Source organism: Xanthobacter sp. 126 (assembly GCF_000526175.1).
Lineage (GTDB): Bacteria > Pseudomonadota > Alphaproteobacteria > Rhizobiales > Xanthobacteraceae > Xanthobacter > Xanthobacter aminoxidans.
Map to the genome: position 1 here is coordinate 3,052,640 of NZ_JAFO01000001.1, position 24,381 is coordinate 3,077,020.

Here is a 24,381-nt window from a genome sequence, read left to right on the forward strand (position 1 = left end):
TCTGTACTACGGACGGACCGATCCGGGGGCGGAAAGGGACGAGAATGACATCCAGCGGCACCCCCAACGCCTATCTGGTCATGGCGATGGTAAACGAGGAGGGGAACCTCCTCCTCCAGAGCGAAACGATCTGTTTCGATCGCGACCTTGCCTTCTCCATCGCGGATGATGAAGGCGACCATTGCACCTGGGTGGGGGTCTATGCCCTCGATGCCGACGGCCGGAGCATCCAGAACGGCGCCCTCTATTCCAGCGGCTCCCTGCACGCCTTCGGCACGTCCAGCCGTGGCTACGGCATGGGCAGCGCGCAATCGAGCATGACGCTCTCTTAAATCGCTTCGATCAGCCGCCGGATCGATCCGCGGCGAGTCGCCCGTTGATGAAGGCCACCGCCTCGAACGGCGAGGCCACGCGCACAAGGCGCACGCGCCGGCTGCCGCATAAGTCGCAGCGCAAGGTGTTTCCCCGGATTTCGCTGGTGTCCTCAAGCCGCCCATCCTCGGACCGTGAGGAGAGGATGGAGCGGCGGTGGCAGCGGTCGCATTCGGCGCAGATCATCAGCATAGGATAACCGCCGATCACGGTCACATGATGGCCGCATTTGCGAACGTCCTCACAGCAGCGCGCGGACCTCGAAGAAACGTCGCACCTGCTGCTCGGCGAAGGCCACATCCTCCGGCCGTCCCGCCTCGGCCGCGCCGATCAGTGCCTTGAGGGCGCTGTCCAGCTCCGGGCCTTGCTCGCCCTCTGAGAAGCGCTGGAGCAGCACGCGGCCGCAATCGCCGAGCGTCGCCATCCACGACCCGTCGTGGAGCCAGATGGGGCGGAGGAGTTGGGTTTCCCAGAAGCGTGCCATGGTGGAGGATTAACGGGGCCGGAGGCCGTTTGTTTCCCGGCTCAGACCGCTTCAAGCACAGCAACGGCGAACCAGCTGCGCGGATCGGTCCAGAGCGCCCCCTGCCGCCAGCCGGCGGCCTGCGCCATGCCCATCAGCCGCGGAGCCGCATACTTGTAGGAATTCTCCGTGTGGATGGTCTCGCCGGGGGCGAAGGTGAAGCGCGCGCCATCGAGCAGGACGGTCTGCGCCGCACGGCTCTCCAGATGCATCTCGATGCGACTCTCCGCTTCATTGAACAAAGCGCGATGGTGGAAGGCGGCGAGGTCGAAATCGGCACCCAGCTCGCGATTGATGCGCGTCAGCAGATTGAGGTTGAAGGCGGCGGTGACGCCCTGATGGTCGTCATAGGCGGCTTCCAGCACCGCGCGTTCCTTCGGCAAATCGAAGCCAAGCACCAGCGCCGCGCCAGCGCCCAGCGACTGCCGCGCATGGGTCAGGAATGCCTCGGCCTCCGCCGGCGTGAAATTGCCGATGGTCGAGCCGGGGAAGAAGCCGATGCGCCGACCGCCCTCACCGAGGTGAGGCAGTTCCAGAGGCCGGGTGAAATCACCCTCCACCGGCGTCATGGCGACGGTCGGATAGTCCCGCGCCAGCGCGGCGACGGCGGCGCGCATGTGCGGGCCGGAAATGTCGAGGGGCACATAGGCGGCGGGCCGCTCCAGCGCATCGAGCAGCAGGCGCACCTTAACGCTCGATCCCGACCCGAACTCGACGAGGCTGGCGCCCGGCCCGGCGATGGCGGCGATGTCGCCCGCATGGGCCTTGAGCACACCGAGTTCGGTGCGGGTGGGATAGTATTCCGGCAAGCGGCAGATGAGATCGAACAGGCGCGAGCCGGCCTCGTCATAGAAATACTTCGGCGCAAGCTGCTTGGGGCTGGCGGACAGCCCCTCGATCACGTCGGCGCGGAAGACGGCGCGCTCGGGGGTCTGCGGGCTCAGTTCGGCGCGAACAAGGGTCGAAGCGCGCATCAGGCATCCTCGGCAAGGCGCAGGCTGGCAAAGGCCCAGCGCTGGTGGGGATAGAAGAAATTGCGGTAGGTGGCCCGGGCATGGCCTTCGGGCGTGGCGCAGCAGCCGCCACGCAGCACCATCTGCGACGACATGAACTTGCCGTTGTATTCACCGAGCGCGCCCGGTGCGGGGCGGTAGCCCGGATAGGCCACATAGGGGCTCTGGGTCCATTCCCAGACATCGCCGAACATCTGCGCGGGCAGATCGTCGGTGGCTGCCGGAAGGGGGCGCAGCGCGCCGCTGTCGAGGAAGTTGCCGGCGACGGGGAGGCCCCGCGCGGCGACTTCCCACTCGGCTTCCGTGGGCAGCCGCTTGCCGGCCCAGCGGGCAAAGGCGTCGGCCTCGTAATAGCTCACATGCACCACCGGCGCGGCGGGATCGAGCGGGTTAAGGCCATTGAGCGTGAAGGCCTGCCAGTCCCCGTCGTGGCTTTCCCAATAGAGCGGCGCCTCATATTCCCCCGCCTTCACCCGCGCCCAGCCATCCGCCAGCCACAGGTCCGGCCGGCGATAGCCGCCGTCCTCCATGAAGGCGAGCCACTCGCCGTTGGTCACGGCGCGGGAGGCGAGGCGGAACGGGCGCAGCAGCACCTCGTGGCGCGGGCCCTCGTTATCGTAGGAGAAGCCCTCCCCCGCGTGCCCGATCTCGAAGATGCCGCCGGGATAATCGATGAAGGCGAGCGGCCGGGCCTCGGCCGTCATCGCCGGGCTGCCGGGCCGATAGGCGGGGCGCAGGGGATTGGCGGCGAACAGGTGCAGGATGTCCATCAGGATCAGTTCCTGATGCTGCTGCTCGTGGTTGATGCCGATCTCCACCAGCGGTGCAAGGCGGGCGTAGGTCTCCTCGCCCGCGCCAGCCAGAAGATCGGTCATGGCGTGGGTGACATGCCGGCGATAGTCGGCCACCTCGGCCACGGTCGGGCGGGTGATGAGCCCGCGCGCGAAGCGGGCGTGGCGGGGGCCGGCGGCCTCGTAATAGGAATTGAAGAGGAAGGCGAAGTCCGCGTTGGCGACCTTGTAGCCCGGCAGGTGAGGCACCAGCAGGAAGGTCTCGAAGAACCACGAGACATGGGCGAGGTGCCATTTGGTGGGGCTGCAATCCGGCATGGATTGCACCGTCTGGTCCTCGGGATGGAGATCCCGCGCCAGCGCTTCGGTCTGTCCCCGCACCTTTAAGAAACGAGCGATGGCGGCGCCGCGCCCGGTGTCCCCGGTGGCGGCGGATGAGGAAGGCTGCGGCATCGCGAGCGGGTTCCAGGGCTTGTTCATTGTTCCTCGCTCGACCGGTTCGACCTGAACCGCCTCCCACTTTAACGCCGGAGCGCGCGTGTGGTTTCTACGGCCGTGTTCGTGCGGCGGACCTTCGCCGTTACACCCGCCCTGCGCACGATCTTGCGAGGCGATGGAAAAAGGCGCCCCTGCTCACGCGACGGCGAGACCGATAAGGGCATCGATGGAGCGGCGGGACGGGCTCGCGGGACGGAAGAGCGCCAGCGTGCGCACAAGGCCCAGCCCGGCGGGAAGGGAGCGCGTCTCCACCTCCCCCGCCCGGCGCCAGCGCTCCACCGCCGCTGCCGGCAGAAGCGTGCGTCCCAGCCCGGCGGCGACGCAGCCCATGATGCCGTCCAGCGTCCCAAGCTCCAGCACAGGCAGGTCGCCGAACGTTTCGGCGAAGCGCGCGCGGTAGCAGCAGCCCGCCCGGAACACGACGGCTGCCGCCTCCGAAACGCCGCCCACCGGCAGCACCTCCACCAGCTCTTCCTCGAACAGCGGCACGCTGGCGAAGCGCGCTTCCGCCGCCTCCTCCGCCACGAAGGCGAGATCGATGTCGCCCCGCCCGAGAGCCCCAACCAGCTCGCCGCTGGTGCCGGTGGTGATGGACAGGCGCAGGTCCGGCAGCTTCGCCCGCACCGCCTTCAGCAGCGGCGGCAGGCGGACGGCGGCGGTGGTTTCCATGGTGCCAAGCCGCAGCGGCGGGAAGGCCTCGGCCGCCGAGCGCAGCCGCTTCTCGGCCTCCTCCGACAGGCGGACGATGCGGGCGCCATAGTCCAGCGCGAGCACGCCGGCGGCGGTGGGCACCATGCGCCCGTCGATGCGCTCCACCAGCTTCTGACCGAGCCGGTCCTCCAGCTTGCGCAGGCGGGTGGTGACGTTGGACTGCACGCAACCGAGGCGCCCGGCGGCGCGGGTGACGCTGCCGGTCTCGGCCACCGCTTCGAGGAAGCGGAAATCGCGCAAATCCATCATCAGAAGTGAACGATAATATCAGAATGTTTCAATTTCAATGATTGGTGGAAGCGCGATAATGGCGGCCACCTCGCGGGAGACCGACGCCATGACAGACACCCTCGATGACGAAGCCGCCGCCCGCTGGCCGGACCGGCGCATCCTCGATCTGTTCGGCATCGCCCATCCCATCCTGCTCGGCCCACTGGCCGGTCCCGGCTCGCCGGAACTCGCCATCGCCGTGGGCTCGGCCGGCGGCCTCGCCTCTTTACCCTGCGCCATGTACGGGACGGACGATCTGAAGGCGGCGGTGGCGAAGATCCGCGCGGGGCTGCCGGGCAAGCCGCTCAACCTCAACTTCTTCTGCCACACCCCGCCGCAGGATGCCCCGGCGCGGGCGCTGCGCTGGCGAGCGCGGCTGGCCGACTATTATGTCGAGGCCGGGCTGGACCCCGCCGCGAGCACGCCCTCCCCCTCCCGTGCCCCGTTCGACGATACCTTCTGCACCGTGGTGGAGGAGGTGCGCCCAGAGGTGGTGAGCTTCCATTTCGGCCTGCCGGCGCCGGACCTCGTGGCCCGGGTGAAGGCGACGGGGGCGAAGATCATCTCCTCCGCCACCACGGTGGCCGAAGCCCGCTGGCTGGAGGACCACGGCTGCGACGCCATCATCGCCATGGGCTTCGAGGCCGGCGGCCATCGCGCGCTCTTCCTCGGCGGAGACTATTCGCAAACGCCCATCAGCTGGCAGGACGTGGCGCGGCAGGTGGGCACCTTCTCCCTCGTGCCGCAGGTGGCGGATGCGGTGAAGGTGCCGGTGATCGCCGCCGGCGGCATCGCCGATGCGCGGGGCATCGTGGCGGCGCTGGCGCTGGGGGCGTCCGCGGTGCAGATCGGCACCGCCTTCCTGTTCTCGCCGGAAGCGAAGGTGCCCGCCGTCCACCGCGCCGCGCTTGAAGCCGCGACGGACGAGAGCACCGCGCTCACCAACATCTTCACCGGCCGCCCGGCGCGCGGCATCATGAACCGCGTCATGCGTGAGATCGGCCCCATCGCGCCGGAGGCGTCGGCCTTCCCCACCTCCGGCGGCGCCCTCGCCCCGCTGCGCGCGAAGGCCGAAGCCGAGGGCCGGGACGATTTCACCAACCTCTGGTGCGGCCAGTCCGCCGCCCTGAGTCCGCGCCTGCCGGCAGCGGACCTCACCCGCAAGCTCGCCGCGGAGGCACTGGCGCGGCTCGCCTGAGCCGCCGCATACGGACACCATCTCCCGCACCGCAGCGAAACTGGCCTCCCGTTTGCACCGCCTCTCTCAGCGTTCCTGTGCGGATGGTTTGGAGGATGCGATGTCGGACGATGCCCTGAGCCCGGTGATCGTGGCCAAGAAGACGATCGAGGCCGAAAACATGGCCTCCTTCGAGCTGATCCCCGCCGAAGGCGGCGAGTTGCCCGCCTTCACGGCCGGCTCCCATGTGGATGTGAGCATCCCCGGCGGCCTCGTGCGGCAGTATTCGCTCATCAACAGCGAGAGCGAGCGCCATCGCTACGTGATCGGCGTGTGGAAGGACGCCAACAGCCGCGGCGGCTCCAAGGCCCTGTTCCAGCAGGTGAACGAGGGCGACCGCCTCGCCGTCGGCACCCCGCGCAACCGCTTCGCCGTGCCGCGCGACACCAAGCGCGCGCTGCTCTTCGCCCGCGGCATCGGCGCGACGCCCATCCTCTCCATCGCCGATCATCTCAAGGCGAAGAACATCCCCTTCGAGTTCCACTACCTCTTCGCGGGCGGCTCGCCGGGCGCGTTCAAGCCCACCATCGAGGCGTCCGCCTTCGCCGCCAATACGAGCTTCTATTTCGAGGCCCTCGAGCCGCGCCTCAACCCCGCGAACCTGCTGGCGGACCGGCCCGACGACACGCACCTCTTTCTGTGCGGCGTGGACTGGTGGCTCGACCCCATCATCGCCAGCGCCCAGCAGAAGGGCTTCGGCGTCAACCGCATCCATGTGGAACGCTTCACCGGCAAGGCCCCGCCTCCGCTGCTGGACAAGGTGTTCGATGTGAAGATCGCCTCCACCGGCAAGGTCATCAAGATCCCCGGCGACCGCTCCGTCTCCACCGCCATGGAAGAGGCCGGCGTGAAGATCCCCACCTCCTGCGAGCAGGGCGCGTGCGGCACCTGCAAGGTGAAGGTGCTGGAGGGCGAGGTGGACCACCGCGACAAGCGCCTCAAGCCCGAGGAGAAGGAACAGGGCTGGTTCCTGGCCTGCGTCTCGCGTGCCAAAGGCGACCTGCTGGTGTTGGATTTGTGACAATTCCGCTTCGCGCTTGCTGCCCCCGGGCGACGGAAGGACAAGACCCATGGTGACCGAGGAAGATGTCTGGCGCACCGCCTTCATCATCGCCGAGCAATATGGCCCGGAGGGCGTCGCCTTCGCCCACCGCATGGCCGAGAGCTTCGAGATGGGCGGCAAGGTGGAGGCGCATCGCACCTGGGTCTCCATCATGACCAAGGTGGAGGAGCTGGTGCAGGACGAGGACGCCCCGTCCCGCGCCAATTGACGACCAGCAGCGGGCCTGTGCCGCGGCAAACCCGGCGCAAGCCCGCACCGGAGCTCGGTTTCACCCCGCGCACAATGCCGCTGTTGCCAGCGGCTTTCCCCGTCCACAATGCCGCTGTGGCCAGCGGCTTGCGCCCCCTTGAAATTGCGGAGCACCCCGCGTAGGTTCCGCCCTCTCTTCGGCGCCCCGGTGCGCCGGAGCCGTGCAGGTGTAGCTCAGTTGGTTAGAGCGCCGGTCTGTGGAACCGGAGGTCGGTGGTTCGAGCCCACCCACCTGTACCATTTAAGCCATTCAGAAACATAAATAAATAGTCCTATTTGCCCGAGTCTAGTTCGGTACCGGAAGCATCGAGTCGCCACCGAGTCGCCACGCCAGCAATTGCCTGCGCCCTCTGCGGATGCGCAGCCCTTCCGGCTCCACCTTGAACTCGACGCAATGATTCCCCCTCCCCTACGCGCCTCCCACACCCGGTTGAGGATCTGCGCGGTGGCCCTCACCGACATCCATCTCATGCTGCCGGAGACAGAGACCGAGAGCGTGCTGAAGGTGAACCTCGACCAGGACGTGGCGGCGACCCTGAGCAGCTTGGAGCGGCCCCACCCTTGAGCGGCCCCTTCGGGAGGGCGCAGCTTCGGTGGCCCCGACACCAGCACCGCTCAAGAAATTAAGTTTATGATTGAACGAAGTGAGAGGATGTCATTTCAGTTGCGTGTGGTAACTTGGTATCTTGCTCGCATGCACGACGGGAGGTCGTCATGATCGGTCTGGTGATCGGGATTTTGATTATCGTCGTTGTCGGCGCGATTCTGTTCTGGGTCATCGACAAATTCTGCACGGACGGCCGGCTCGCGCAGCTTCTCAAGATCCTTGTTGTTCTGGTCTGCCTGGGGGCGATCATTTCCCGGCTGCTGCCGATCCTCGGCTATCCGGCCTTCTTCTAGGGCGGGACATCACACCCTGATCAGCCAGCCGGCTGCCGCGCCGCAGTGATCCGACCGTCCACCACCTCGACGATGCGGTCGCACTGCCGGGCGAGGTCCATATTGTGGGTGACGATCAGGAAGGTGGTCGCCCGCTCGCGGTTGATCTGCCGCATCAGCTCGAACACCGCATTGGCCGAGGCCGTATCGAGATTGCCCGTGGGCTCGTCCGCGAGAACGAGGGTGGGGTCCATGGCCAGAGCGCGGGCGACGGCGACGCGCTGCTGCTGCCCGCCGGACATGTTGGTGGCCCGGTTGTTGCGCCATTTGCCGAGGCCGACCCGGTCCAGCAACTCGGCGGCGCGCTCTTCCATCTGGCGGTCGGGATGGCCGCGGTCCACCAGCATGGGCATCATCACGTTCTCGGCCGCGGTGAAGGCCGAGATCAGATAATGATACTGGAACACGAAGCCGATGGTGTGGCCCCTGAGCTTGGTCAGGGCCGCGTCCGGCAGGTCGGTGGTGTCCTCGCCGTTGATGAGGAGCCGCCCGGACGTGGGCCGGTCCAGCAGCCCGATGATGTTGAGCAGCGTGCTCTTGCCGGAGCCGGACGGCCCCATCAGGGCGACGAATTCGCCGGCGCGGATGGCGAGGTCGATGCCGTGCAGCACCTCCACCTCCACCGACGTGCCGACATTGTAGGACTTGCGGATCTGGTCGAGGACGAGCACGTCAGCCACGGATCGCCTCCACCGGATCAAGGCTTGCCGCCCGCACCGCCGGGGCGACGCCCGCCGCGACGCCGGTGAGGGTGGCGATCGCCGCCGCGGCGACGAAAAGGCCGGGCTCCAGCACCAGCGGAAACAGCTCGGTGCCGTCCACCTGCCGGGCCAGATGGTGCCACAGCATCAGTGCACCGGCGCCGAGCACCGAGCCGACGAGGGAGCCGAGGAAGCCGAGCACCCCGCCCTGGATGAGGAAGATCTGCAAAATCTGCCGCCGCGCGGTGCCCATGGCCCGCAGGATGCCGATGTCCTTGGAGCGCTGGATCACCGAGACGATCAGCACCGCGGCGATGCCGAAGGCCACCGAGAGTGCCACGAACAGGCGGATCAGCGTGTTGGAATTCTGCTGCGCCCGCACCGCCGTGAAGAACTGGGCATTGGTTGCGATCCAGCTCTCCGCCTGCACCGGCAGGCTCGCCTCGATCTCCTGGGCGATGGTCTCGGCGGCGTAGATGTCCCTCACCGTCAGGTCGATGGTGGTCACGCCACCGATGAGGTTGAGCAGGCTCTGGGCGGTGCGCAGCGCCACGAAGGTGTTGCGCTGGTTGGCGCCCTTGTTGCCGAGGTCGAATATGCCGGTGATGGTGAGGATGCGGCTGCGCGCCTCGGCGGAGGTGACGTTGAGCTTGTCGCCCACCGTGGCGCCGAGGTCCTTGGCCAGCTCGGTGCCGATGAGGATGTCGTCGGTGCCCAGCCGCAGCTCGCCGGCGACGATATAGTCCGGCACCCGCACGATCTTGAAATACTGCTCCGGCTCCATCCCGGTGAGGGTGATGGAGCGGCTGGCGTCGCCCCGCACCGCCAGCATGGCGCCCGAGGCGGTGGGGGCCGCCACAACCACATCCGTCCGCGCCCGCATGGCATCACGGATGGCCTGCCACTGGTCGATGGAGAGGACACGCTGCGCGGGGCGCTGCACCACCGCCGCCTCGAACACGCCCTCCCCCCGCCGCAGCGGCCGGGCCACCTCGTCGGGCGGCAGCAGCTGGATCTGCGGCTGGGAGGTGAGCACCCGCTTGATGAAATTGGCCTGGAGCCCGGCCAGCATGGCCGACATGAAGACGATCACCCCCACGCCGATGGCGATGCCGCTCAGGATGAAGGTGGTCTGCATCCGCCCCTCGGCGAGGAAGCGCAGCGCCGCGATCCAGGCGAAGGGTAGCCAGCGTTTCACGCCTGCACCGGCCGGATGCGCTGGCCGGCCCGCACGCCGGACGAGAGCGGCAGCACCATTTCCCCGGGGTCGACGCCCTCCAGTATCTCCGCATACTCGCCTGCCCGCAGGCCGATGCGCACCTTCTGCACCCGCGCGCGGCCGTCGCGCACCACCAGCACCCAGGGCGCGGCGGAGGTCGCGTCATGCACCGTGCGTGCCGGAACGATCACCGCCGCAGCCCGGCGGTCCACCGCGATGTCCACGGAAACGGTCATGTCCTGCCGCAGGTAGGCCGGAGGATCGACCACCGTCAGCTTCACCTCCACCGAGGCGCGGGTGATGTCCACGGAGGGGTTGATGTAGGTCACCGTGGCTGCGAAGCGCTGGTCGGGATAGGCATCGGCCGAGGCCAGCGCGGTCTGGCCGAGCTTCAGCAGGCCGAGATTCTTCTCGTCGATCTGCAGAACCAGCTGCATGTCGCCGGCCGGGGCCAGCACCAGCAGCGCCTTCCCCGCCTGGACGACGGCGCCGCGCTCCACGTTACGGGAGATGAGGACGCCGGCGCGCGGGGCAGTGATGGTGGCGTAGCCGAGGCGCGCCTGCACCATTTCGAGGTTGGCGCTGGCCTGGTTCAGCTGGGTCTCGGCCATCACATAGTCGCTGCCGCCCGGGCTGGAGGTGTAGACCTGAAGCTCGGCGGTGCGCACCTGCGTGCGGGCCACATCGATATTCTTCGTGGCGTCGTCGAGCGTGACGCGCGTGCCGGCGCCGGTCTTGGCGAGCTGCTGGGCGCGATCATATGCGGCCTCGGCATTGGCAAGGTTGGCCTTGGCCTGCTTCAGCGACTCCTCGGCGGCGGGGCGGGTCAGCTCCTTCATCTGGCGGACGCGGGCCTCCGCCTGCGCTTTCGCGCCCTCGGCCTGCACTTCGAGGGCCTTCAGCTCGTTGGTTTCGAGGGCGACGAGGGGCTGGCCCTGGATGACGGTCTGCCCTTGGTCCACCAGAACCTCCCGGACCATCCCTGTGATCTGGCTGCCGATCTCGACGCGGAACGCAGTCTCCACGTGCCCGCTCGCCACCACGGTCTTCACCAGCTCGCCGCGGGTGACGGGATAGGCGACGACCTCCGGCCCCAGCAGCCAGCGCGTGAGCGCCCAGGCGAGGGCGGCGGCGAGCAGCAGGGCGCCGCCGATCTGCCATTTGCGACGCCATACCACTTGCGCAATCCGGCTTCGCGCCGGGCGCTTTGGGACAAGGCGATGATCGGCCAGGTGCGTCTGATCCACCGCAATTCCCTACCCGCGTCCGGCCCCCGCCGCATTGCGCTCGATCATGAACGGGCCACGTGACCGGTCGCGTCCGGTCGGGGAACGTGCCTGACGCCTCATGACTCGTGCTCCGTGAAGTCCAAAGCCGCGAGTGGTCGATCCCATCAGTATGCTATCATGGCGCCGTCGGGTCAGAAGGCCGGCTCACCTAGCCCAGCGCTGCGAGCACCATCCCCGCCACACCACAAGCCGCGAGGGTGGGAAGCATCCCGAGCCTGAGCCGGAACATGGCCAATATGGCCATCGCGGAGAGCGCAGCCACAGGCGCGGCGGGGGCATCGGCGCGCGGGACATGCCCGTTTTCGCCGTGGGCCATGGGCATGGGCCTGTTCGCGCCGCCATTCGGTGTCGGCTACTGCGCCGCCTGCGCCATCAGCCGCATCAGCCCGGATGCGGGCATGAAGCCCATCGTGGGCTACATGATCGCGCTGCTCATCAGCCTCATCATCGCCGCCTCTGCGCCGTGGATCTCCACCGGCTATCACACGTAGCACGGGCCTTCGATGAGCGGATGGGCGGCGAGGAAAGCCTCGTCCACCTCGATGCCGAGGCCCGGCCCCTCGCGGCAGGTGACGGCGCCATCCGGCGCAAGCTGGTACGGCAGGCCGCAGACCTCGTCGCGGAACGGGTTGTGGTGGGCGACATCGCCCTCGAAATAGCCGGGATTGTCCACCGCGCACATCAGGTGCAGCGTCGCCACCATGTTGATGCCGGTAGCGGAGGTGTGCGGGTTCACCGACATCTTCCAGGCGGAGGCCAGCACCGCGATGCGGTGACACTCTGTGATGCCGCCGGCCTTGGAGAGATCCGGCTGCACGAAGGCGACGGCGCCGTCCGAGATCAGGCGGGAGAACTCGAAGCGGGTATAGTGGTTCTCCCCCGCCGCCAGCGGCACGGTGCCGAGCTTCGTGGCATCCAGATAGCTGCGATAATCGTGCGGCGGGAACGGCTCCTCGAACCAGCCCACCTTCGCCGCCTGATAGGCCGGCATCACCCGGCGCACGTCGTCCAGCGAGCAGCCGGTGTTGCCGTCCACGAGGATGTCGATGTCCTCACCCACCGCGGCGCGCACCGCCTCCACCCGCGCGATGTCGCGGCGCGGCGTGTCGCCCACCCGCAGCTTCAGGGCGCGATAGCCCTGCGCCACGTAAGATTGGGCCTCCTCCGCCAGCGCCGCCGGATCCTGCCAGCCCAGCGAGATGCCGCCGGCATAGGCCTTGATCTTCCTCGGCGCGCCACCGAGGAGCCGATGGACGGGGGCATTCATCGCCTTGCCGCGGATGTCCCACAAGGCGATGTCGAGCCCGCTCAGGGCCAAGGCGGCCGCGGCGCCCATGCCGTGGCTCGCAAGCTGCATGCGGTAGACCTTCTGCCACACGCCCACCACGTCCAGGGCATCCATGCCGAGCACCAGCTCGGACAAGGTGGTGTCGATGAGCTTTGCCACCGCGCCGGGGCAGCGGCCGTGATGGGCCTCGCCCCAGCCGACGAGGCCTTCGTCCGTCTCCACCCGCACCAGAACGGCATCCCGCTTCACCGCCCGGCCGATGCCCAGCGTGACGTTCTTGCCCTCAGGCACGCGGAAGGAGACGGGGACGGCACGGATGGAGGCGATGCGCATGGGGCTCTCTCGGTTCTAATCTGGCGGCGCGGATCAGGCGCGCGCGGCGCGATAGTCGGGATTGACGAGGTTCTTCGGCTCCCCGCCCTTGAGGATGCGCAGCACCTCCTTGGCGGCGCCGATGCTCATGGCCCGCATGGAGGTGGCGGTGATGCCGGCGAGGTGTGGCGTCATCAGCAGGTTCGGCAGGTCGAAAAGCGCGCTGTCGGGCGGCACCGGGTGGGTGTCGTAGACATCGGTCACCGCGCCCGCGATCCATCCCGCCTTGAGGGCGGTGAGGAGCGCATCCGTATCGACGATGGGGCCGCGCGCCGGATTGATAAGCACGGCAGAGGGCTTCATGCGCGCCAGGAGCCGCCCGTCCACCAGACCCTTCGTCTGGGGCGTCAGCGGGCAGGCGATGACCACCGCATCGCTCTGGACGAACAGGGTTTCGAGATCGACGACCTCGACGCCCTCCACCGCCCCGCCGGAGCGGGACGTGCCGACGACGCGCATGCCGAACCCGGCCCGCGCGATGGCTGCCACGCGCTGACCGATGGCGCCGAGCCCGATGATGCCGAGGGTCGAGCCCGCAATCTCGCTGGTGCCGTCTCCCAGCGCACGCGCCGGGTTCCAGCCATCCGCCCGCAGCCGCCCGTCGATCTGCGCCAGCGGCCGGCGCAGGTGGAAGAGCGCGGAGAACACATATTCCGCCACGGTCTGGGTGTTGCTGCCCGGCAGGTTGGCCACGGGGATGCCCCGCGCGGTGGCCGCCGCGACGGGGATGAAGTCGAGCCCCACTCCGTGCCGCACCACGCCCTTGAGGCGGTCCGCGCCGTCGAAGGCATCGTCCGGGAGCTTGGCGCGCACGATCACCGCATCGGCGGCGCGGGTGAGGCGGCGCAATGTGTCGTCGGACGTATCGGGGCCGACGACGATCTCGGCATGCCCCTCCAGCAGCGCGGCGCCGTCCGGGTGGAGCGCATTGGTGGCGAAGACGATGGGCCGCTCATTCGCCATAGGGCGCACCTTCCACGATGGGATTGACCAGAGTGCCGAGCCCCTCGACGCGGGCGCGCACCACCGAGCCGGGCCGGAGCCAGGCGGGCGGCTTGCGCATGCCGGCAACGCCGGCCGGCGTGCCGGTGGCGATCACGTCCCCCGGCTCCAGCGTGTGCGCCTGCGACAGGCGGGAGACGAGATCGGCGATGTCGAACACGAGATCGGAGGAGACGCCCTCCTGCAGCCGCGCGCCGTCCACCTCCAGCGAGAGCGAAAGGGCGTGGGGATCGGCGATCTCGTCGGCGCTGGCGAGGAAGGGGCCGAGGGGGCCGAAGGTCGGCAAATTCTTGCCGCGGGTGAACCCGCCGTCGCGCTTGATCAATTCGCTGGCGCTGATGTCGTTGAAGACGGCGTAGGCGGCGACATGGGAGAGCGCATCCTCCCGCGCCACCTTCTCCGCCCGCCGGCCGATGACGGCGGCGATCTCCACCTCATAGGTGCAGCCGCCAATGTCCGGCGGCAGCAGGATGGGCGCGCCCGGCCCGACCACGGTCGAGGCCTGCTTCATGAACAGCACCGGTTCGGCCGGCGCCGCCATGCCCCGCTCGGCCAGAGCATCGCGATAATTGAAAGCGAGCGCGTAGATGCGCGGCGGCACATAAGGCGCCAGCAGGTCCACCTCTTTCAGCGGCAGGCGCGCCGCATCGGCGAGGCCATGGGCGGCGATGCGCGCGACAATCTCGGGCAGGCCCGCGAGGATCAACGCATGGACATGGGCGGCGACACCGCGGAGAGCATCGGCCATGGCCGGATGGGCGAGGTCGAACACCACGTCATCGACACCCGCGCCATCGCCCTCAAGCACGCCCGCGCGGTCTTCGCCGGCGTGGCGGAAGCTCACGAAACGCATGGCTCAGCCCACCCGGTAGCGGTCGATGACCGAGCGATCGATCTCGATCCCGAGGCCCGGGCCGGTGGGGATCTTCACCCGGCCGCGCTCCTGCACGATGGGCTCCTTAGCGAGATGGTCGCGGAAGGGGTTCTCGCACTGCTCGAACTCCAGCAGCGGCTCGAACGGGAACAGGCTCGGCGGCTGGTCGGCGAGGGAGCCGAGGAAGTGCAGCGTCGCGGCGATGCCCACCGCCGACCCCCAGGCGTGGGGCACGCACTCGACGCCGTGGGTGGAGGCGAGGGTCGCGATCTTCTTGCACTCGGAGAGGCCGCCGGCGGCGCACACGTCCGGCTGCACGATGTCCATGGCCTTGCGCACGATGGCATCGCGGAAGCCCCAGCGGGTGAACTCGTTCTCGCCACCGGCCACCGCCATGTCGAGGGCCCGGGAGACCTCCACATAGCCGTCGATATCCTCCGGCGAGATGGGCTCCTCAAACCACTCCACGTCCAGCTCTTCCAGCTTGCGGCCGAGGCGGATGGCGACGGGCACGGAGAAGGCGTGGTTGGCATCCACCATGAGGCGGATGTCGGGGCCGATGGCGTCTCGCACCGCCTTCACCCGCTCGTAGTCCTTGGTGATGTTGCCAAGGCCGATCTTCATCTTGATGGCCTTGAAGCCCTCATCGACATAGCCGGTGGCTTCCTCCACCGCCTCGCCCACCAGATTGTCGAAATCGATGAAATAGAGTCCGGTGGCGTAGCAATCCACCTCGGTGCGGAAGGCGCCGCCGAGCAGCTTGTGCACCGGCTTGCCGCAGCTCTTGCCGATGATGTCCCACAAGGCGATGTCGATGCCGCTGATGGCGGCGATGGACATGCCCTTGTTCCCGTAGTCCTTGATGCGGTTGTAGAGGTCTTCCCAGATCACCTCCACGTCGAACGGGTCGCGGCCGAGGATGCGCGGGCCGAACTGAGTCTCGATGAAGGCCTTGGCGACGGCGGAGGGGCCGTAGCACTCGCCCCAGCCGACGATGCCGTCCGCCGTTTCGATCTCCACCAGGCAGGTACCGCGGGTCTTGTAGAGCCAGCCCCGCGAGGAGGTGAACGGCTTTTCCACCGGCGCCGCCATGACATGGGCCCGGACACTCTTGATGACGCTCACGTCGCGCCCTTTCTGCTGGGATCGGGAAGGAAGAGGGCGCGGGCGATGAGACGCCAGCGCGTGTCGGTGCGCTATTCCGCGCCCTTGAACACCTGAGTGGCGACCGCGTTCAGCGACTTCTGGACCGCGTTCACCTCGGCATCGAGCGCGTCGCCGGTGAGGTCGTCCACCAGCACGCCGTTCTCGGCCGCGAAGGTCTTGAAGCGCGGGTCCTGGATGGACTTGCGGAAGGCCTCGACCAGCGTCTTGCGCACCTCCGGCGGGATCTTGGCGGGCGCGACGATGTAGGCCATCTGCACCACCGGACCGTAGGGGAAGACGTCGTAGCCCTTCTCCTTCATGGTCGGCACGTCGGGGAAGACGGAGAGGCGCTGATTGTCGAAGATGGCGATGGGCTTCACCTGCCCTGCCTTGATCTGCGCGATGCTCTCGGACGGCTTCAGCACCGCCGCGTCGATCTGGCCGCCGGCCAGGTCGGTGATGACCTTGGCGCCGCCGGGATAGGGCACGTTCACATAGTCCACGCCCGCCGCCTTGGCGGTCATGGTCGCGAAGATGTGGTTGATGTTGTAGCTGCCCGGCGTGCCGATGGTGATCTTGCCGGGATTGGCCTTCATCTGCGCCACGAAGGCATCCACATCCTTCGCGCCGTCGGTCTTCACCAGCAGCATCAGCGGATCGCTCGACACGCGGGCGATGCCGGTGAACTGGTCGTTGCGCAGGGGCGTCTTGTTCTGGGCGATCATGGACAGGGTGGACGAGGTGCCCATGCCGATGGTGTAGCCATCGGGATTGGAGCCGGCGACGCGGCCCATGCCGATGGTGCCGGTGCCGCCGGGCACATTGTCCACGATGATGCGCACGCCGTTCTCGGCGAGGATCGGCGCCAGCACGCGCGCCGCGATGTCGTTGGAACCGCCGGCGTTCCACGGAACGATGAGGCGCACCTCGCGGCTCGGGAACTTGTCCTGGGCATTGGCGCTCCCGACCGACGCGAGGAGGACCGTCCCCAGCGTCGCTCCGAGGGCCAGGGCCGGGGCAAATCCCCGGGCGAGGGCAAGGCTGTGCTTCATTGGCGCGTCTCCCTTTTGTTGTTTGTTATAACAAACGACATATAAGCTGCTTGTCAACGCGCTTTTCCGGTGCTCCCCTTGGATGATGGACACCAACGCGACCGTCGCCGACCGCAACCTCTCCCGGCTCTCCCGCGAGCCCCTGTGGGACCGCGCCCATGCGCAGCTGCGCGAGGCGCTGCTCGCCGGGCGGTTCGAGCCGGGCAGCGCGCTGGTCCTGCGCCAGCTGGCGGAGACGTTCGGCACGTCCATCACCCCCGTGCGCGATGCCATCGCTCGGCTCGTCGCGCAGGGGGTGCTGGAGCAGGGGCCGCGGAATTCCGCGCTGGTGCCAGACCTGCGCAGGAGCGCACTGGTCGACATCACGATGGTCCGCTGCGAGCTGGAAGGCCGCGCCACCCGCGAGGCGGCCGCGAAGGCGACGCCGGCCGACATCGACGCGCTGGACGCCCTGCTCGCGGACATGCGGGGCATGATCGCGAGGCGCGCCCTCGACGCCTATCTCGACGTCCACCGCCGCTTCCATTTCGGCATCTATGCTCTGGCCGGCATTCCCATCCTCGACGAGATGATCGAGAATCTGTGGCTGCGCTGCGGGCCGATCCTGTCCTTCGTGGTGCCCGAATATGTGGTGCTGCTGAAAGGCACCGACCATCACCAGGCCGCCCTCGATGCGCTGCGCCGCCGGGACGGCCCCGCGGCCGAGGCGGAGATCGTGGCCGACATCGAGGAGGCCGGGCGCTATCTCCTCAGCCTCGCCGATCCGACCGGCCGCATCCGGCGGCGCGTTCCGGCCTGACAGACAGGCCTGCGTGCGATGTCAGAGGGCCGCGCCGAGGCTCCGGCGCGCGTCCCGGCTCAGCTCTTCACCATCAGGCAGTTGCTCTCGGCGATGGGACGGAAGGCGTCCTTGGCGGGGAAGGTCTCGACGAGGTTGTAATAGTCCCACGGCCCCTTGGACTGGTCCGGCGTCTTCACCTGGAACAGGTACATGTTGTGGATGTGCCGGCCATCGGCGCGCACCTGGCCCTTGCCGAACAGTGGTTCGTCGGAGGGCACCTCCTTCATCTTGTCCACCACCGCCACGCCGTCGGAGGCTCCACCCACGGCCGCTACGGCGTTGAGGTAATGCAGGGTGGGGGCACAGGCCCCGGCATGGAGCACGCTCGGGTAGCGCCCGTCGTTGCGCGGCGCGAAGCGCTTGGTCCATGCTCGGGTGCCCTGGTTCAAATCCCAGTCGAACGATTCCGTGAACTGAAGCCCCTGCGGCACCTTGAGCCCCAGCGAGTGGACGTCGGTGACATAGAGCACGGTGGCGACCTGGCGCTGCAGGCGGAACTCGCGATTTGGGGGCGGGCGGTGGTTTGGTCGGCGCGGTGGCCGAGCAATATGTAGAAAGCGCAAAATGCTGAGGGCGGTCCGCCTCACTTCATCGGGGCACTGGGGGAGTGATCTCCTTACGGTGCCAAGCCGGCCGCACCTGAACCTTGCGGCTCCCGCATGCTGAACACCGGAAGTGCCGCGCGAGCCATGGCACCGTCTCCCCATCGCCCCAGCTGTCCGCCAGCGCGTCGGCCTCATGGTGGCAGGCGATGCAGAACGCGGTCACATGTCGCACACCGTTCTGCCTCATGTTGGCGAGGTCCATGGGTGCGGCTGGAGGCGGCTTAGGCGCCATCCTTCTTCGCGCCTCTCGCGACGATCTGGAGAGCGTCCGCCGGAAGGGGACGCTGCAGCGCTTTGGCGTCCTCCCACGGCGCCGCCATCCACAACTCGATTTCCTCCGGTTCCGTGAGGATCACCGGCATCGCCTTCGGGTGGATGCTGGCGACGGGCTCGCTCGGCTCGGTGGTGAGGAACCCAAACAGGTCCGCGGTCTTGACACCCATCTTCATCTTGCGGACGCAGGTCCATCCCAGCGTCCAGATCCCGGCGAAGAAAGCGAGCGGGCGCGCCTCCGAGAAGGCGAACCACACATCTCCGCCAGCGGCCTTGTTGAACTCGCTGAAGCTCGTGAACGGCACGACGCAGCGGTTCGCCGGGCCGAGCCAGTGCTGCCAGTGCTTGCTCGACGTGTTGCGGATGTTCGTGGTGCCGCTGTCCGGCTCCAGGCGCAGCAGCTCCTTGAAATCGACAGGCTGGCCCTTGGCCTCCAGCTTCGCGGCGCGCTTCTTCGCCGCTTCCATTAGCGCCAATTGGGAAGAGGGCATCCCCCAGCGCGCCATGGCAATCTCGCGCACGCCATCCGTGCCCGTGCGCACGATGGGGGCCTCATAGTCCGGGAAGATGCCTGACTGCGGCGGCAGATTGCCGGCGAGGTTCCGCGTCGCCCGCACCAGATCGATGATCGCCTGGACGTTCGAGGTGTGGCTGTAGAGGTTGCACATGGGCCGAGGCTACGGCACAGCGCCGGGCCAGCGCCAGCCCCTATATCTCGTGGCTGTTCTCTTTTTGTTCTCATGGAATCCATAGGCGCAGATCAGCGCCGGAGATGACCATGTCGAGCGAGCCTCAGCCCGCCGAGCGAGACCCTTTTGACGTCAGCGATGCCGAGATTGAGGAGGCTTTGGCGGCCTGCGACGGGGATCCCCAGGCGACCATCCGCGCTCCTCGTCGGGCAAGCCTACCTTGAGCACGAGATGTCTCGCCTCCAGGCGGACGCGTCGTCCGGCTTCCGCCGGCGCGGCCACGCGCTGGGAGACGGAGCATGAGGCGCAAGGGCGAGTTCAGCCGGATGCACTTGGAGCGGGACTATCCCTTTCAGGTCGCCATCCATCCGGACTTGGCACGGGATATTTCCCAGTTGCGCTTCTATCCATCCATCGCGCCGCGCAGGAAGACCATGTTGCTGCGCGGGGAGCACCGCGTCGTCGTGTGCTTCGGCAATGAGGATGAGGCCCGAGCCTTCATGCGCCATTCGCAAGGGGAGTTGGTGCGCTGCGGCTAGGCGAGGGCGCGTTCAGCTTTTTCCCGAGCATCAGGGCCGAGGCCAGTGACACGCTGTCATCCACCGTCGAGGATGATCCACGTGGCGGCGTGCGTGACCCGGCCAGACGCGTCGCGCCGGGCGAAGCCACAGGCGGGTGCCTTTGGCTGGACGCGGCATCGCCTCCTCATCTCCTCGTTATCTTGCAACGCCTTCCTTTGACGTCAGCCGGCCCTCCTGTCCGCGGCTACCCAATCTGCGTCTTGCAGTGGTGCTGGACGACGATTGAGGAGCCGGCGCATCTTGAAAGGATGTGCCTGCCGAAATATTGGCGGTGCACGGTGAAGAGGCATTATGCTCCGGCAGATGCAGCCCGCCGTCTCGGGACACGACCGCCCCAACGTCCGCTCGGCGGCCGCAGTTTGAGAGCAGGGCCGATCTCGATGAAAGGCACGACCGTGGCAATGGATATGGTCCATCTCGAAACCGACATTCTGGTGATCGGCTCCGGCGCCGCGGGCATGATGGCAGCGCTGGAGGCCAGCAAAGATGGCGCCAGCGTCATCCTCGCCGACCGAAGCCTCATCGGGCGCAGCGGCGCGACCATTATGGCGCAGATGACCGTGGCGGTGGCGCTCGGCTCACAGACGCCGGATTCCTGGGAGCATCATCTTGCCGACACCCTCGCCGCCGGCCGCGAGCTCTGCGACGTCTCCCTCGCCCAACTGGTGTGCGAGGAGGGCCCCCGCGACATCCTCCAGCTCGACGCGTGGAAGGTTGGCTGGGCGCGGAACGACGACGGCTCCATCCGGCAGGCGCTGGCGCCGGGTCACGACCGGCCTCGCTGCGTCTACGTGGACTTCCTCTCCACCGGCCCGGCGGTGGCCAAGACCCTTCGCGGCCGCGTGCTGCGCCAGAAGGAGGTGACCCGCATCGGTGACCTCTACATCACCGACATCCTCGTGACCGACGGCGTCGCCACCGGCGCGGTAGGCTTCTCGCTGGCCGACGGACGGCCAGTCGCGGTGAAGGCCAAGGCGGTCGTGATCGCCACCGGAGGCCTCACGCGACTTTACCAGCGCAACAGCGCATCGGCCAACATGGGCGGCGACGGATACGCCCTCGCGCTGCGCGCCGGTGCCGAGCTGACAGACATGGAGTTCGTGCAGTTCTTCCCCATCGGCCACCTTGCCCCGCGCCTTGTAGGCATGGACCCGATCATGTGGGACCCCTTCCGCTACAAGCTCGGCGGCCGCCTGCTCAACGCCGAGATGAGCGAGTTCGTGAACGACTACGGCAACGAGGAGGCCGGCACTTATAACGTGACGCGCGACCGCGCCACCTTCGCCATCCTCTCCGAGGTGAAGGCCGGCCGCGGCACCCCGGCGGGCGGCGCCTATCTCTCCTTCCAGCACATCCCGGCGGAGACGCTGAGGGCCTCGTTCGGACCGGTCATCGACCGGCTCGCCGCCAACGGCATCGACCTCACCCAGATGCCCATCGAGGTGGCCCCCATCGCCCACTACCACATGGGCGGGGTGAAGGTGGATGCCCAGATGCGCACGAGTGTGCCGGGCCTGTTCTCCTGCGGCGAGGCGAACGGCGGCGCCAATGGCGCCAACCGCCTCTCCGGCAATGCCATCACCGAAGCCTTCGTATTCGGCCGTACCGCTGGCCGCACCGCGGCGCTCCATGCGAGCGCTGCCGGCAATGCCGACGCACCGGTGCCGGCCGGCGCGCTCGACCTCGTTGCCACCGTGACGTCGGATGACGGCGAGAACTACGCCGCCCTCATCGCCGATCTGCAGCAGATCATGGCGGTAAATGTCGGCCCGTTCCGCACCGAGGAGGGCCTTCGCACGGCGCTCACCGGAATTGCGGGCCTCAAGGCGCGCCTTGGCGCGCTGCCGCCGGGCACGCCCGGCCCATACAACATGGCGCGGCTCGACTGGTTCGACTTGCGCTCCATGCTTGTCGTCGCCGACGCGGTGACGCGCTCCGCGCTCGTCCGCAAGGAGAGCCGCGGCGCCCACCAGCGTGACGATTTCCCCGCCATGGATCCCGCCTTCGTGCTGCACCACACGATGAAGCTGGCGGGAGAAGACATCGTTCTTGACCGCGCCCCGGTCGAGGGCTGCACCCTCTGCGAGGTCGCCTGATGCGTGAGACCGCCACCCTGATCGTCCGCCGCGGCCATGCCGGTGAGGATTGGCGCACCTCGACCTATGAGGTGCCCTACACGCCCGGCCAGTCCGTGCTGGACGGGCTGCGCTTCGTGCGCACCAATCTCGATTCCGCGCTGTCTGTCCGCCATTCCTGCATCAACGCCAACACCTGCAAGGAGTGCATGATCATCGTCGACGGCAAGGTGGATTATGCCTGCACGGCCCGCCTAGAGCCGCGCGAGATGGTGCTGGAGCCGCTGGGCAACAAAGCACACCTGCGCGACCTAGTTACCGAGATCACGCCCCCGGACGAGCGCTTAGAGCATGCGCTTAAGGCGGGCGTCGGCAAGGTCGTGGTGGGCGCCTGAGCACGACCGCCGCGTCAACCAGGCGCAGGCGTGTGGGCTACCGAGTTCGTCGCCCCGTGGGACTGGCGAAAAGGCGCGCGGTGAAGGACCAGCCTTGGACGTCGCCGGATGCGCCCCGCTGGAAGCGATGGGCCGGGAGCGTGATCCTGGCCTTCTGCATCATTGGGGCGTGGATACTGCTTCTCCTCGAGCCCATCGTTCGGCTTTGGCGCTGGTGGTTCGGGGTCTGACGCTCCGGCACCGTCGAACGTGTTCACCGCCGGTGATAGTCTCTTGTCATCGGCTTCGTCCGTGGGAGGGAATCATGAAGACGCTCGCGATCGCGCTCGCCCTGCTGTCGCTTTCTGCCGTCGCTGCTTCGGCGGACACCTGCGTCGCCAACGCTGACGCGAAGAAGCTCGCCGGCGCGGCGCGTACCAGCTTCCTCACCAAGTGCCAGAAGGACGCGGACGCGGCGTGCAGCACCCAGGCGGCCGACAAGAAGCTTCACGGCGCCGCCCAGACCAGCTTCACCACGAAGTGCGTGATGGACGCTGTAGGGCAGTGACGGTTAATGCTGGCCGCAGCAGTTTCACGTTCGCTCCGGCCGCGCGTCAGCCGTCCAGGGTGGCGACGGCGCGGGCGACTGCAGCATGGATCCCGTTGCGCCGGGCGTCGTCGCCGGGCGCCTGCGTGAGGTAGGAGGCGATGACGAGCGGCGGGCGTCCCGGCGGCCAGATCACTGCGACGTCGTTGCTGGTGCCGTGGCTGCCGGAGCCGGTCTTGTCGCCCGCGCGCCAGTCCGCCGGCAGACCGGCGCGGAGCTTCGCGGTGCCGGTGGCGCAGGCGATAAGCCAGCCGTTCAGGCGCTCACGCGATGCGGCGCTCAGGGTGATGCCGGTCGAAAGGCCCAGCATGTCGCGCGCTATGGCGGCGGGGGTGGTGGTGTCGCGCGGGTCGCCGGGCGTCGCTTGGTTGAGGTCGGGCTCCACCCGGTCGACCCGGGTGCTCGCGTCGCCCAGCGTGCGGACGAACGCGGTGAGCGCCAGCGGGCCGCCTAGAGCCTCCAGCAGCAGATTGGCCGCCGTATTGTCGCTGACCGTCACCGCCCGCCGCGCACAGGCCGGCGATAGTCATCTCTCCGCCCACATGCCGCTTCGCCACCGGGGCGTAGGAGAGGATATCCGCATGCGCCACGGGGATGCGCCGCTCCAGTTGTTCCGTGCCGGCATCGACCCGAACGAGGATGGCAGCGGCGGCGAGGGCCTTGAAGGTGCTGCAAAGGGGAAAGCGCTCCTCCGCGCGATAGCCCGCGGACGCACCGGAGCCCGTCAGCACCGCGACTCCCAGCCGCCCGCCGCTCTCCACCTCGATGGCCGCAAACGCCTGTTCGAGGCCCGCCAGCCCGGCAGGCTCCGCCCACGCGGGGGAACGGCGCGTCGACGCTAGCATCGCAAGAGCGGCAGCTGGAGCACGCCGGAAGAGGAATGAGCGTCGTGTCGTCATGGGGGCGCCTGTCGGGATGCGCGTAGGGTCGGCGCTTGATGGACCGACATCGGGCCGGCGGCAATGCTGGCCGGATGGCGTCCTGGTTGCGGCGCGTCACGCCTGTGGCGGCGGGGCGTTGCCGGGAGTCGTGTTGCGGCTGCGGCTACGCCACACGCAGAACATGCCCATCCCGGCGAGGAGCCACGCGAGGAGAGGGTGCCAAAAGGGAAACAGCAGCAGCGTCAGTAGGTGCGGGGGTGGTCCTGCCACCTGGACGGGTTGGGCGAACACCACCCCTTTCAACGAGAGTGTCCCGGGCCACAGCAGGCCCTGCATTGGCTCTCCACCCCCCGTAAACGGGCGCTGCGGCGCTGCGACGGAGCCATCCGGATTGAAGAATTCGACTTCCCTGGTGCGCCTCGAAGCGAGGGCGATTGCTCCCTCCCGGGTCAGGCCGAGGGCAAACTGCCCGCCGCCGTTGTTGGCGAACCAGCCATTTAGGAAGCGGCCGTCACGGTCGTATCTCTGGATTCGCGCGAAGGGCATGGACGCCGTGACCGTGGTCGAGTCTGGTCCCGCGATCGCTTTCGTGTCGAAGAAGGCCGGAAGCTCCACATGGTTCAGCAGGTCGCCGGTGGAGGCCAGAAGAAAGGGGCCAAAGAAGCCGAGGCTGCCGAGGACGAGCAGGACGCCGCACCACACATGACCGGCGCGGCCGATACGCAGTGCGTCTCTCCACCAGACCGCAAGCAGGATCAGCGGGAGCAGCACCATGAACCACATCACGGATCCTCCCTTACGGATCTCCCTTCACCCAAAGCGACCGGCGTTGGGATGTCGGGTGCT

The 24,381-nt window shown here is 68.0% G+C and carries 28 protein-coding genes, 1 tRNA gene and 1 pseudogene; 12 read left to right on the forward strand and 18 right to left on the reverse strand.

Features of this window, described 5'->3' with window-relative positions:
- The first annotated feature begins 44 nt into the window (after positions 1-44).
- Entirely contained in the window at positions 45-332 is a 288-nt protein-coding gene (locus XAN126_RS0114530) for a hypothetical protein (protein WP_024279320.1), read from the forward strand.
- A gap of 10 nt (positions 333-342) precedes the next feature.
- Here the strand turns inward: XAN126_RS0114530 and XAN126_RS0114535 are convergent, their stop codons facing one another.
- The 5 genes from XAN126_RS0114535 to XAN126_RS0114555 all read right to left on the reverse strand — a co-directional run bounded on the left by XAN126_RS0114535 (position 343) and on the right by XAN126_RS0114555 (position 4,157).
- Positions 343-564 carry a hypothetical protein gene (locus tag XAN126_RS0114535; RefSeq protein ID WP_029877203.1) on the reverse strand — a complete coding sequence of 74 codons (222 nt, stop codon included), beginning with the start codon at positions 562-564 and terminating at the stop codon, positions 343-345.
- Between the two features lie 49 nt (positions 565-613).
- Complete coding sequence (locus XAN126_RS0114540) at positions 614-856, reverse strand: hypothetical protein (protein ID WP_024279322.1); 243 nt, start codon at positions 854-856, stop codon at positions 614-616.
- A 41-nt stretch (positions 857-897) separates the two neighbouring features.
- Positions 898-1,869, reverse strand: a complete 972-nt coding sequence (gene egtD / locus XAN126_RS0114545; RefSeq protein WP_024279323.1) for an L-histidine N(alpha)-methyltransferase — start codon at positions 1,867-1,869, stop codon at positions 898-900.
- A complete protein-coding gene (egtB, locus tag XAN126_RS0114550; RefSeq protein WP_024279324.1) occupies positions 1,869-3,179 on the reverse strand; it encodes an ergothioneine biosynthesis protein EgtB in 1,311 nt (436 codons plus the stop codon). The genes egtD and egtB overlap by 1 nt, the downstream gene beginning before the upstream one ends.
- Before the next feature lie 153 nt (positions 3,180-3,332).
- On the reverse strand, positions 3,333-4,157 hold the full coding sequence (locus XAN126_RS0114555; protein WP_051460607.1) for a LysR family transcriptional regulator: 825 nt from the start codon (positions 4,155-4,157) through the stop codon (positions 3,333-3,335).
- 88 nt (positions 4,158-4,245) lie between these two features.
- On the opposite strand from XAN126_RS0114555, the gene XAN126_RS0114560 reads away from it, so the two are divergent.
- The 5 genes from XAN126_RS0114560 (at position 4,246) to XAN126_RS0114585 (ending at position 7,627) form a co-directional block, all read left to right on the forward strand.
- Positions 4,246-5,376 carry a nitronate monooxygenase gene (locus XAN126_RS0114560; protein ID WP_029877206.1) on the forward strand — a complete coding sequence of 377 codons (1,131 nt, stop codon included), beginning with the start codon at positions 4,246-4,248 and terminating at the stop codon, positions 5,374-5,376.
- Positions 5,377-5,476: 100 nt separating this feature from the next.
- A complete protein-coding gene (locus tag XAN126_RS0114565) occupies positions 5,477-6,436 on the forward strand; it encodes a PDR/VanB family oxidoreductase (protein WP_024279327.1) in 960 nt (319 codons plus the stop codon).
- Between the two features lie 49 nt (positions 6,437-6,485).
- Positions 6,486-6,686 (forward strand): hypothetical protein, encoded by a 201-nt coding sequence (locus tag XAN126_RS0114570; RefSeq protein WP_024279328.1) that lies wholly within the window; start codon positions 6,486-6,488, stop codon positions 6,684-6,686.
- 204 nt (positions 6,687-6,890) lie between these two features.
- Positions 6,891-6,967 (forward strand) — tRNA-His (locus XAN126_RS0114575).
- Positions 6,968-7,441: 474 nt separating this feature from the next.
- Complete coding sequence (locus XAN126_RS0114585; protein WP_024279329.1) at positions 7,442-7,627, forward strand: hypothetical protein; 186 nt, start codon at positions 7,442-7,444, stop codon at positions 7,625-7,627.
- 20 nt (positions 7,628-7,647) lie between these two features.
- Here the strand turns inward: XAN126_RS0114585 and XAN126_RS0114590 are convergent, their stop codons facing one another.
- From XAN126_RS0114590 to XAN126_RS0114600, 3 genes are read right to left on the reverse strand one after another with little or no spacing between them, the layout of a single operon-like run.
- Positions 7,648-8,346, reverse strand: a complete 699-nt coding sequence (locus XAN126_RS0114590; protein ID WP_024279330.1) for an ABC transporter ATP-binding protein — start codon at positions 8,344-8,346, stop codon at positions 7,648-7,650.
- Positions 8,339-9,565: an FtsX-like permease family protein gene (locus XAN126_RS0114595; protein WP_024279331.1), complete on the reverse strand. Its 1,227-nt coding sequence runs from the start codon at positions 9,563-9,565 to the stop codon at positions 8,339-8,341. Before XAN126_RS0114595 ends, XAN126_RS0114590 begins: the two co-directional genes overlap by 8 nt.
- Positions 9,562-10,773: an efflux RND transporter periplasmic adaptor subunit gene (locus tag XAN126_RS0114600; protein WP_348550921.1), complete on the reverse strand. Its 1,212-nt coding sequence runs from the start codon at positions 10,771-10,773 to the stop codon at positions 9,562-9,564. The genes XAN126_RS0114595 and XAN126_RS0114600 overlap by 4 nt, the downstream gene beginning before the upstream one ends.
- 329 nt (positions 10,774-11,102) lie before the next feature.
- On the opposite strand from XAN126_RS0114600, the gene XAN126_RS27795 reads away from it, so the two are divergent.
- Entirely contained in the window at positions 11,103-11,366 is a 264-nt protein-coding gene (locus XAN126_RS27795; protein WP_197024041.1) for a TRAP transporter large permease subunit, read from the forward strand.
- Here XAN126_RS27795 and XAN126_RS0114615 read toward each other — a convergent pair.
- From XAN126_RS0114615 to XAN126_RS0114635, 5 genes are all read right to left on the reverse strand, one after another.
- A complete protein-coding gene (locus tag XAN126_RS0114615) occupies positions 11,357-12,496 on the reverse strand; it encodes a mandelate racemase/muconate lactonizing enzyme family protein (RefSeq protein WP_024279333.1) in 1,140 nt (379 codons plus the stop codon). The two genes, XAN126_RS27795 and XAN126_RS0114615, sit on opposite strands and share 10 nt — an antisense overlap.
- A gap of 33 nt (positions 12,497-12,529) precedes the next feature.
- Positions 12,530-13,498, reverse strand: coding sequence for a hydroxyacid dehydrogenase (locus tag XAN126_RS0114620; protein ID WP_024279334.1), 969 nt, complete (start codon positions 13,496-13,498; stop codon positions 12,530-12,532).
- Complete coding sequence (locus tag XAN126_RS0114625) at positions 13,488-14,390, reverse strand: fumarylacetoacetate hydrolase family protein (RefSeq protein ID WP_024279335.1); 903 nt, start codon at positions 14,388-14,390, stop codon at positions 13,488-13,490. Before XAN126_RS0114625 ends, XAN126_RS0114620 begins: the two co-directional genes overlap by 11 nt.
- Positions 14,391-14,393: 3 nt before the next feature.
- Positions 14,394-15,536, reverse strand: coding sequence for a mandelate racemase/muconate lactonizing enzyme family protein (locus XAN126_RS0114630; RefSeq protein WP_024279336.1), 1,143 nt, complete (start codon positions 15,534-15,536; stop codon positions 14,394-14,396).
- Positions 15,537-15,607: 71 nt separating this feature from the next.
- Positions 15,608-16,609, reverse strand: coding sequence for a tripartite tricarboxylate transporter substrate binding protein (locus XAN126_RS0114635; RefSeq protein ID WP_024279337.1), 1,002 nt, complete (start codon positions 16,607-16,609; stop codon positions 15,608-15,610).
- Between the two features lie 82 nt (positions 16,610-16,691).
- On the opposite strand from XAN126_RS0114635, the gene XAN126_RS0114640 reads away from it, so the two are divergent.
- Positions 16,692-17,408 (forward strand): GntR family transcriptional regulator, encoded by a 717-nt coding sequence (locus XAN126_RS0114640; protein ID WP_024279338.1) that lies wholly within the window; start codon positions 16,692-16,694, stop codon positions 17,406-17,408.
- A 59-nt stretch (positions 17,409-17,467) separates the two neighbouring features.
- Here the strand turns inward: XAN126_RS0114640 and XAN126_RS29365 are convergent, their stop codons facing one another.
- Entirely contained in the window at positions 17,468-18,190 is a 723-nt protein-coding gene (locus XAN126_RS29365; RefSeq protein ID WP_081762643.1) for an ABC transporter substrate-binding protein, read from the reverse strand.
- Positions 18,191-18,276: 86 nt separating this feature from the next.
- Complete coding sequence (locus tag XAN126_RS0114650) at positions 18,277-18,996, reverse strand: SOS response-associated peptidase family protein (RefSeq protein WP_029877210.1); 720 nt, start codon at positions 18,994-18,996, stop codon at positions 18,277-18,279.
- Positions 18,997-19,316: 320 nt separating this feature from the next.
- On the opposite strand from XAN126_RS0114650, the gene XAN126_RS0114655 reads away from it, so the two are divergent.
- The 4 genes from XAN126_RS0114655 (at position 19,317) to XAN126_RS0114675 (ending at position 22,615) form a co-directional block, all read left to right on the forward strand.
- Entirely contained in the window at positions 19,317-19,556 is a 240-nt protein-coding gene (locus XAN126_RS0114655; protein WP_024279340.1) for a hypothetical protein, read from the forward strand.
- Between the two features lie 449 nt (positions 19,557-20,005).
- Positions 20,006-21,694 (forward strand): FAD-binding protein, encoded by a 1,689-nt coding sequence (locus XAN126_RS0114660; RefSeq protein WP_024279341.1) that lies wholly within the window; start codon positions 20,006-20,008, stop codon positions 21,692-21,694.
- Positions 21,694-22,068 (forward strand): 2Fe-2S iron-sulfur cluster-binding protein, encoded by a 375-nt coding sequence (locus tag XAN126_RS0114665; protein WP_024279342.1) that lies wholly within the window; start codon positions 21,694-21,696, stop codon positions 22,066-22,068. The genes XAN126_RS0114660 and XAN126_RS0114665 overlap by 1 nt, the downstream gene beginning before the upstream one ends.
- A 304-nt stretch (positions 22,069-22,372) precedes the next feature.
- On the forward strand, positions 22,373-22,615 hold the full coding sequence (locus tag XAN126_RS0114675) for a hypothetical protein (protein ID WP_024279343.1): 243 nt from the start codon (positions 22,373-22,375) through the stop codon (positions 22,613-22,615).
- A gap of 46 nt (positions 22,616-22,661) precedes the next feature.
- Here XAN126_RS0114675 and bla read toward each other — a convergent pair whose 3' ends face one another.
- The 3 genes and pseudogenes from bla to XAN126_RS0114685 all read right to left on the reverse strand — a co-directional run bounded on the left by bla (position 22,662) and on the right by XAN126_RS0114685 (position 24,318).
- Positions 22,662-23,153: a class A beta-lactamase gene (gene bla, locus XAN126_RS29370; RefSeq protein ID WP_348550909.1), complete on the reverse strand. Its 492-nt coding sequence runs from the start codon at positions 23,151-23,153 to the stop codon at positions 22,662-22,664.
- A gap of 64 nt (positions 23,154-23,217) precedes the next feature.
- Positions 23,218-23,553 (reverse strand): annotated as a pseudogene (locus tag XAN126_RS29375) (serine hydrolase); the annotation flags it as partial.
- A 96-nt stretch (positions 23,554-23,649) separates the two neighbouring features.
- Positions 23,650-24,318 carry a hypothetical protein gene (locus XAN126_RS0114685; protein ID WP_024279344.1) on the reverse strand — a complete coding sequence of 223 codons (669 nt, stop codon included), beginning with the start codon at positions 24,316-24,318 and terminating at the stop codon, positions 23,650-23,652.
- Between the last annotated feature and the right edge of the window lie 63 nt (positions 24,319-24,381).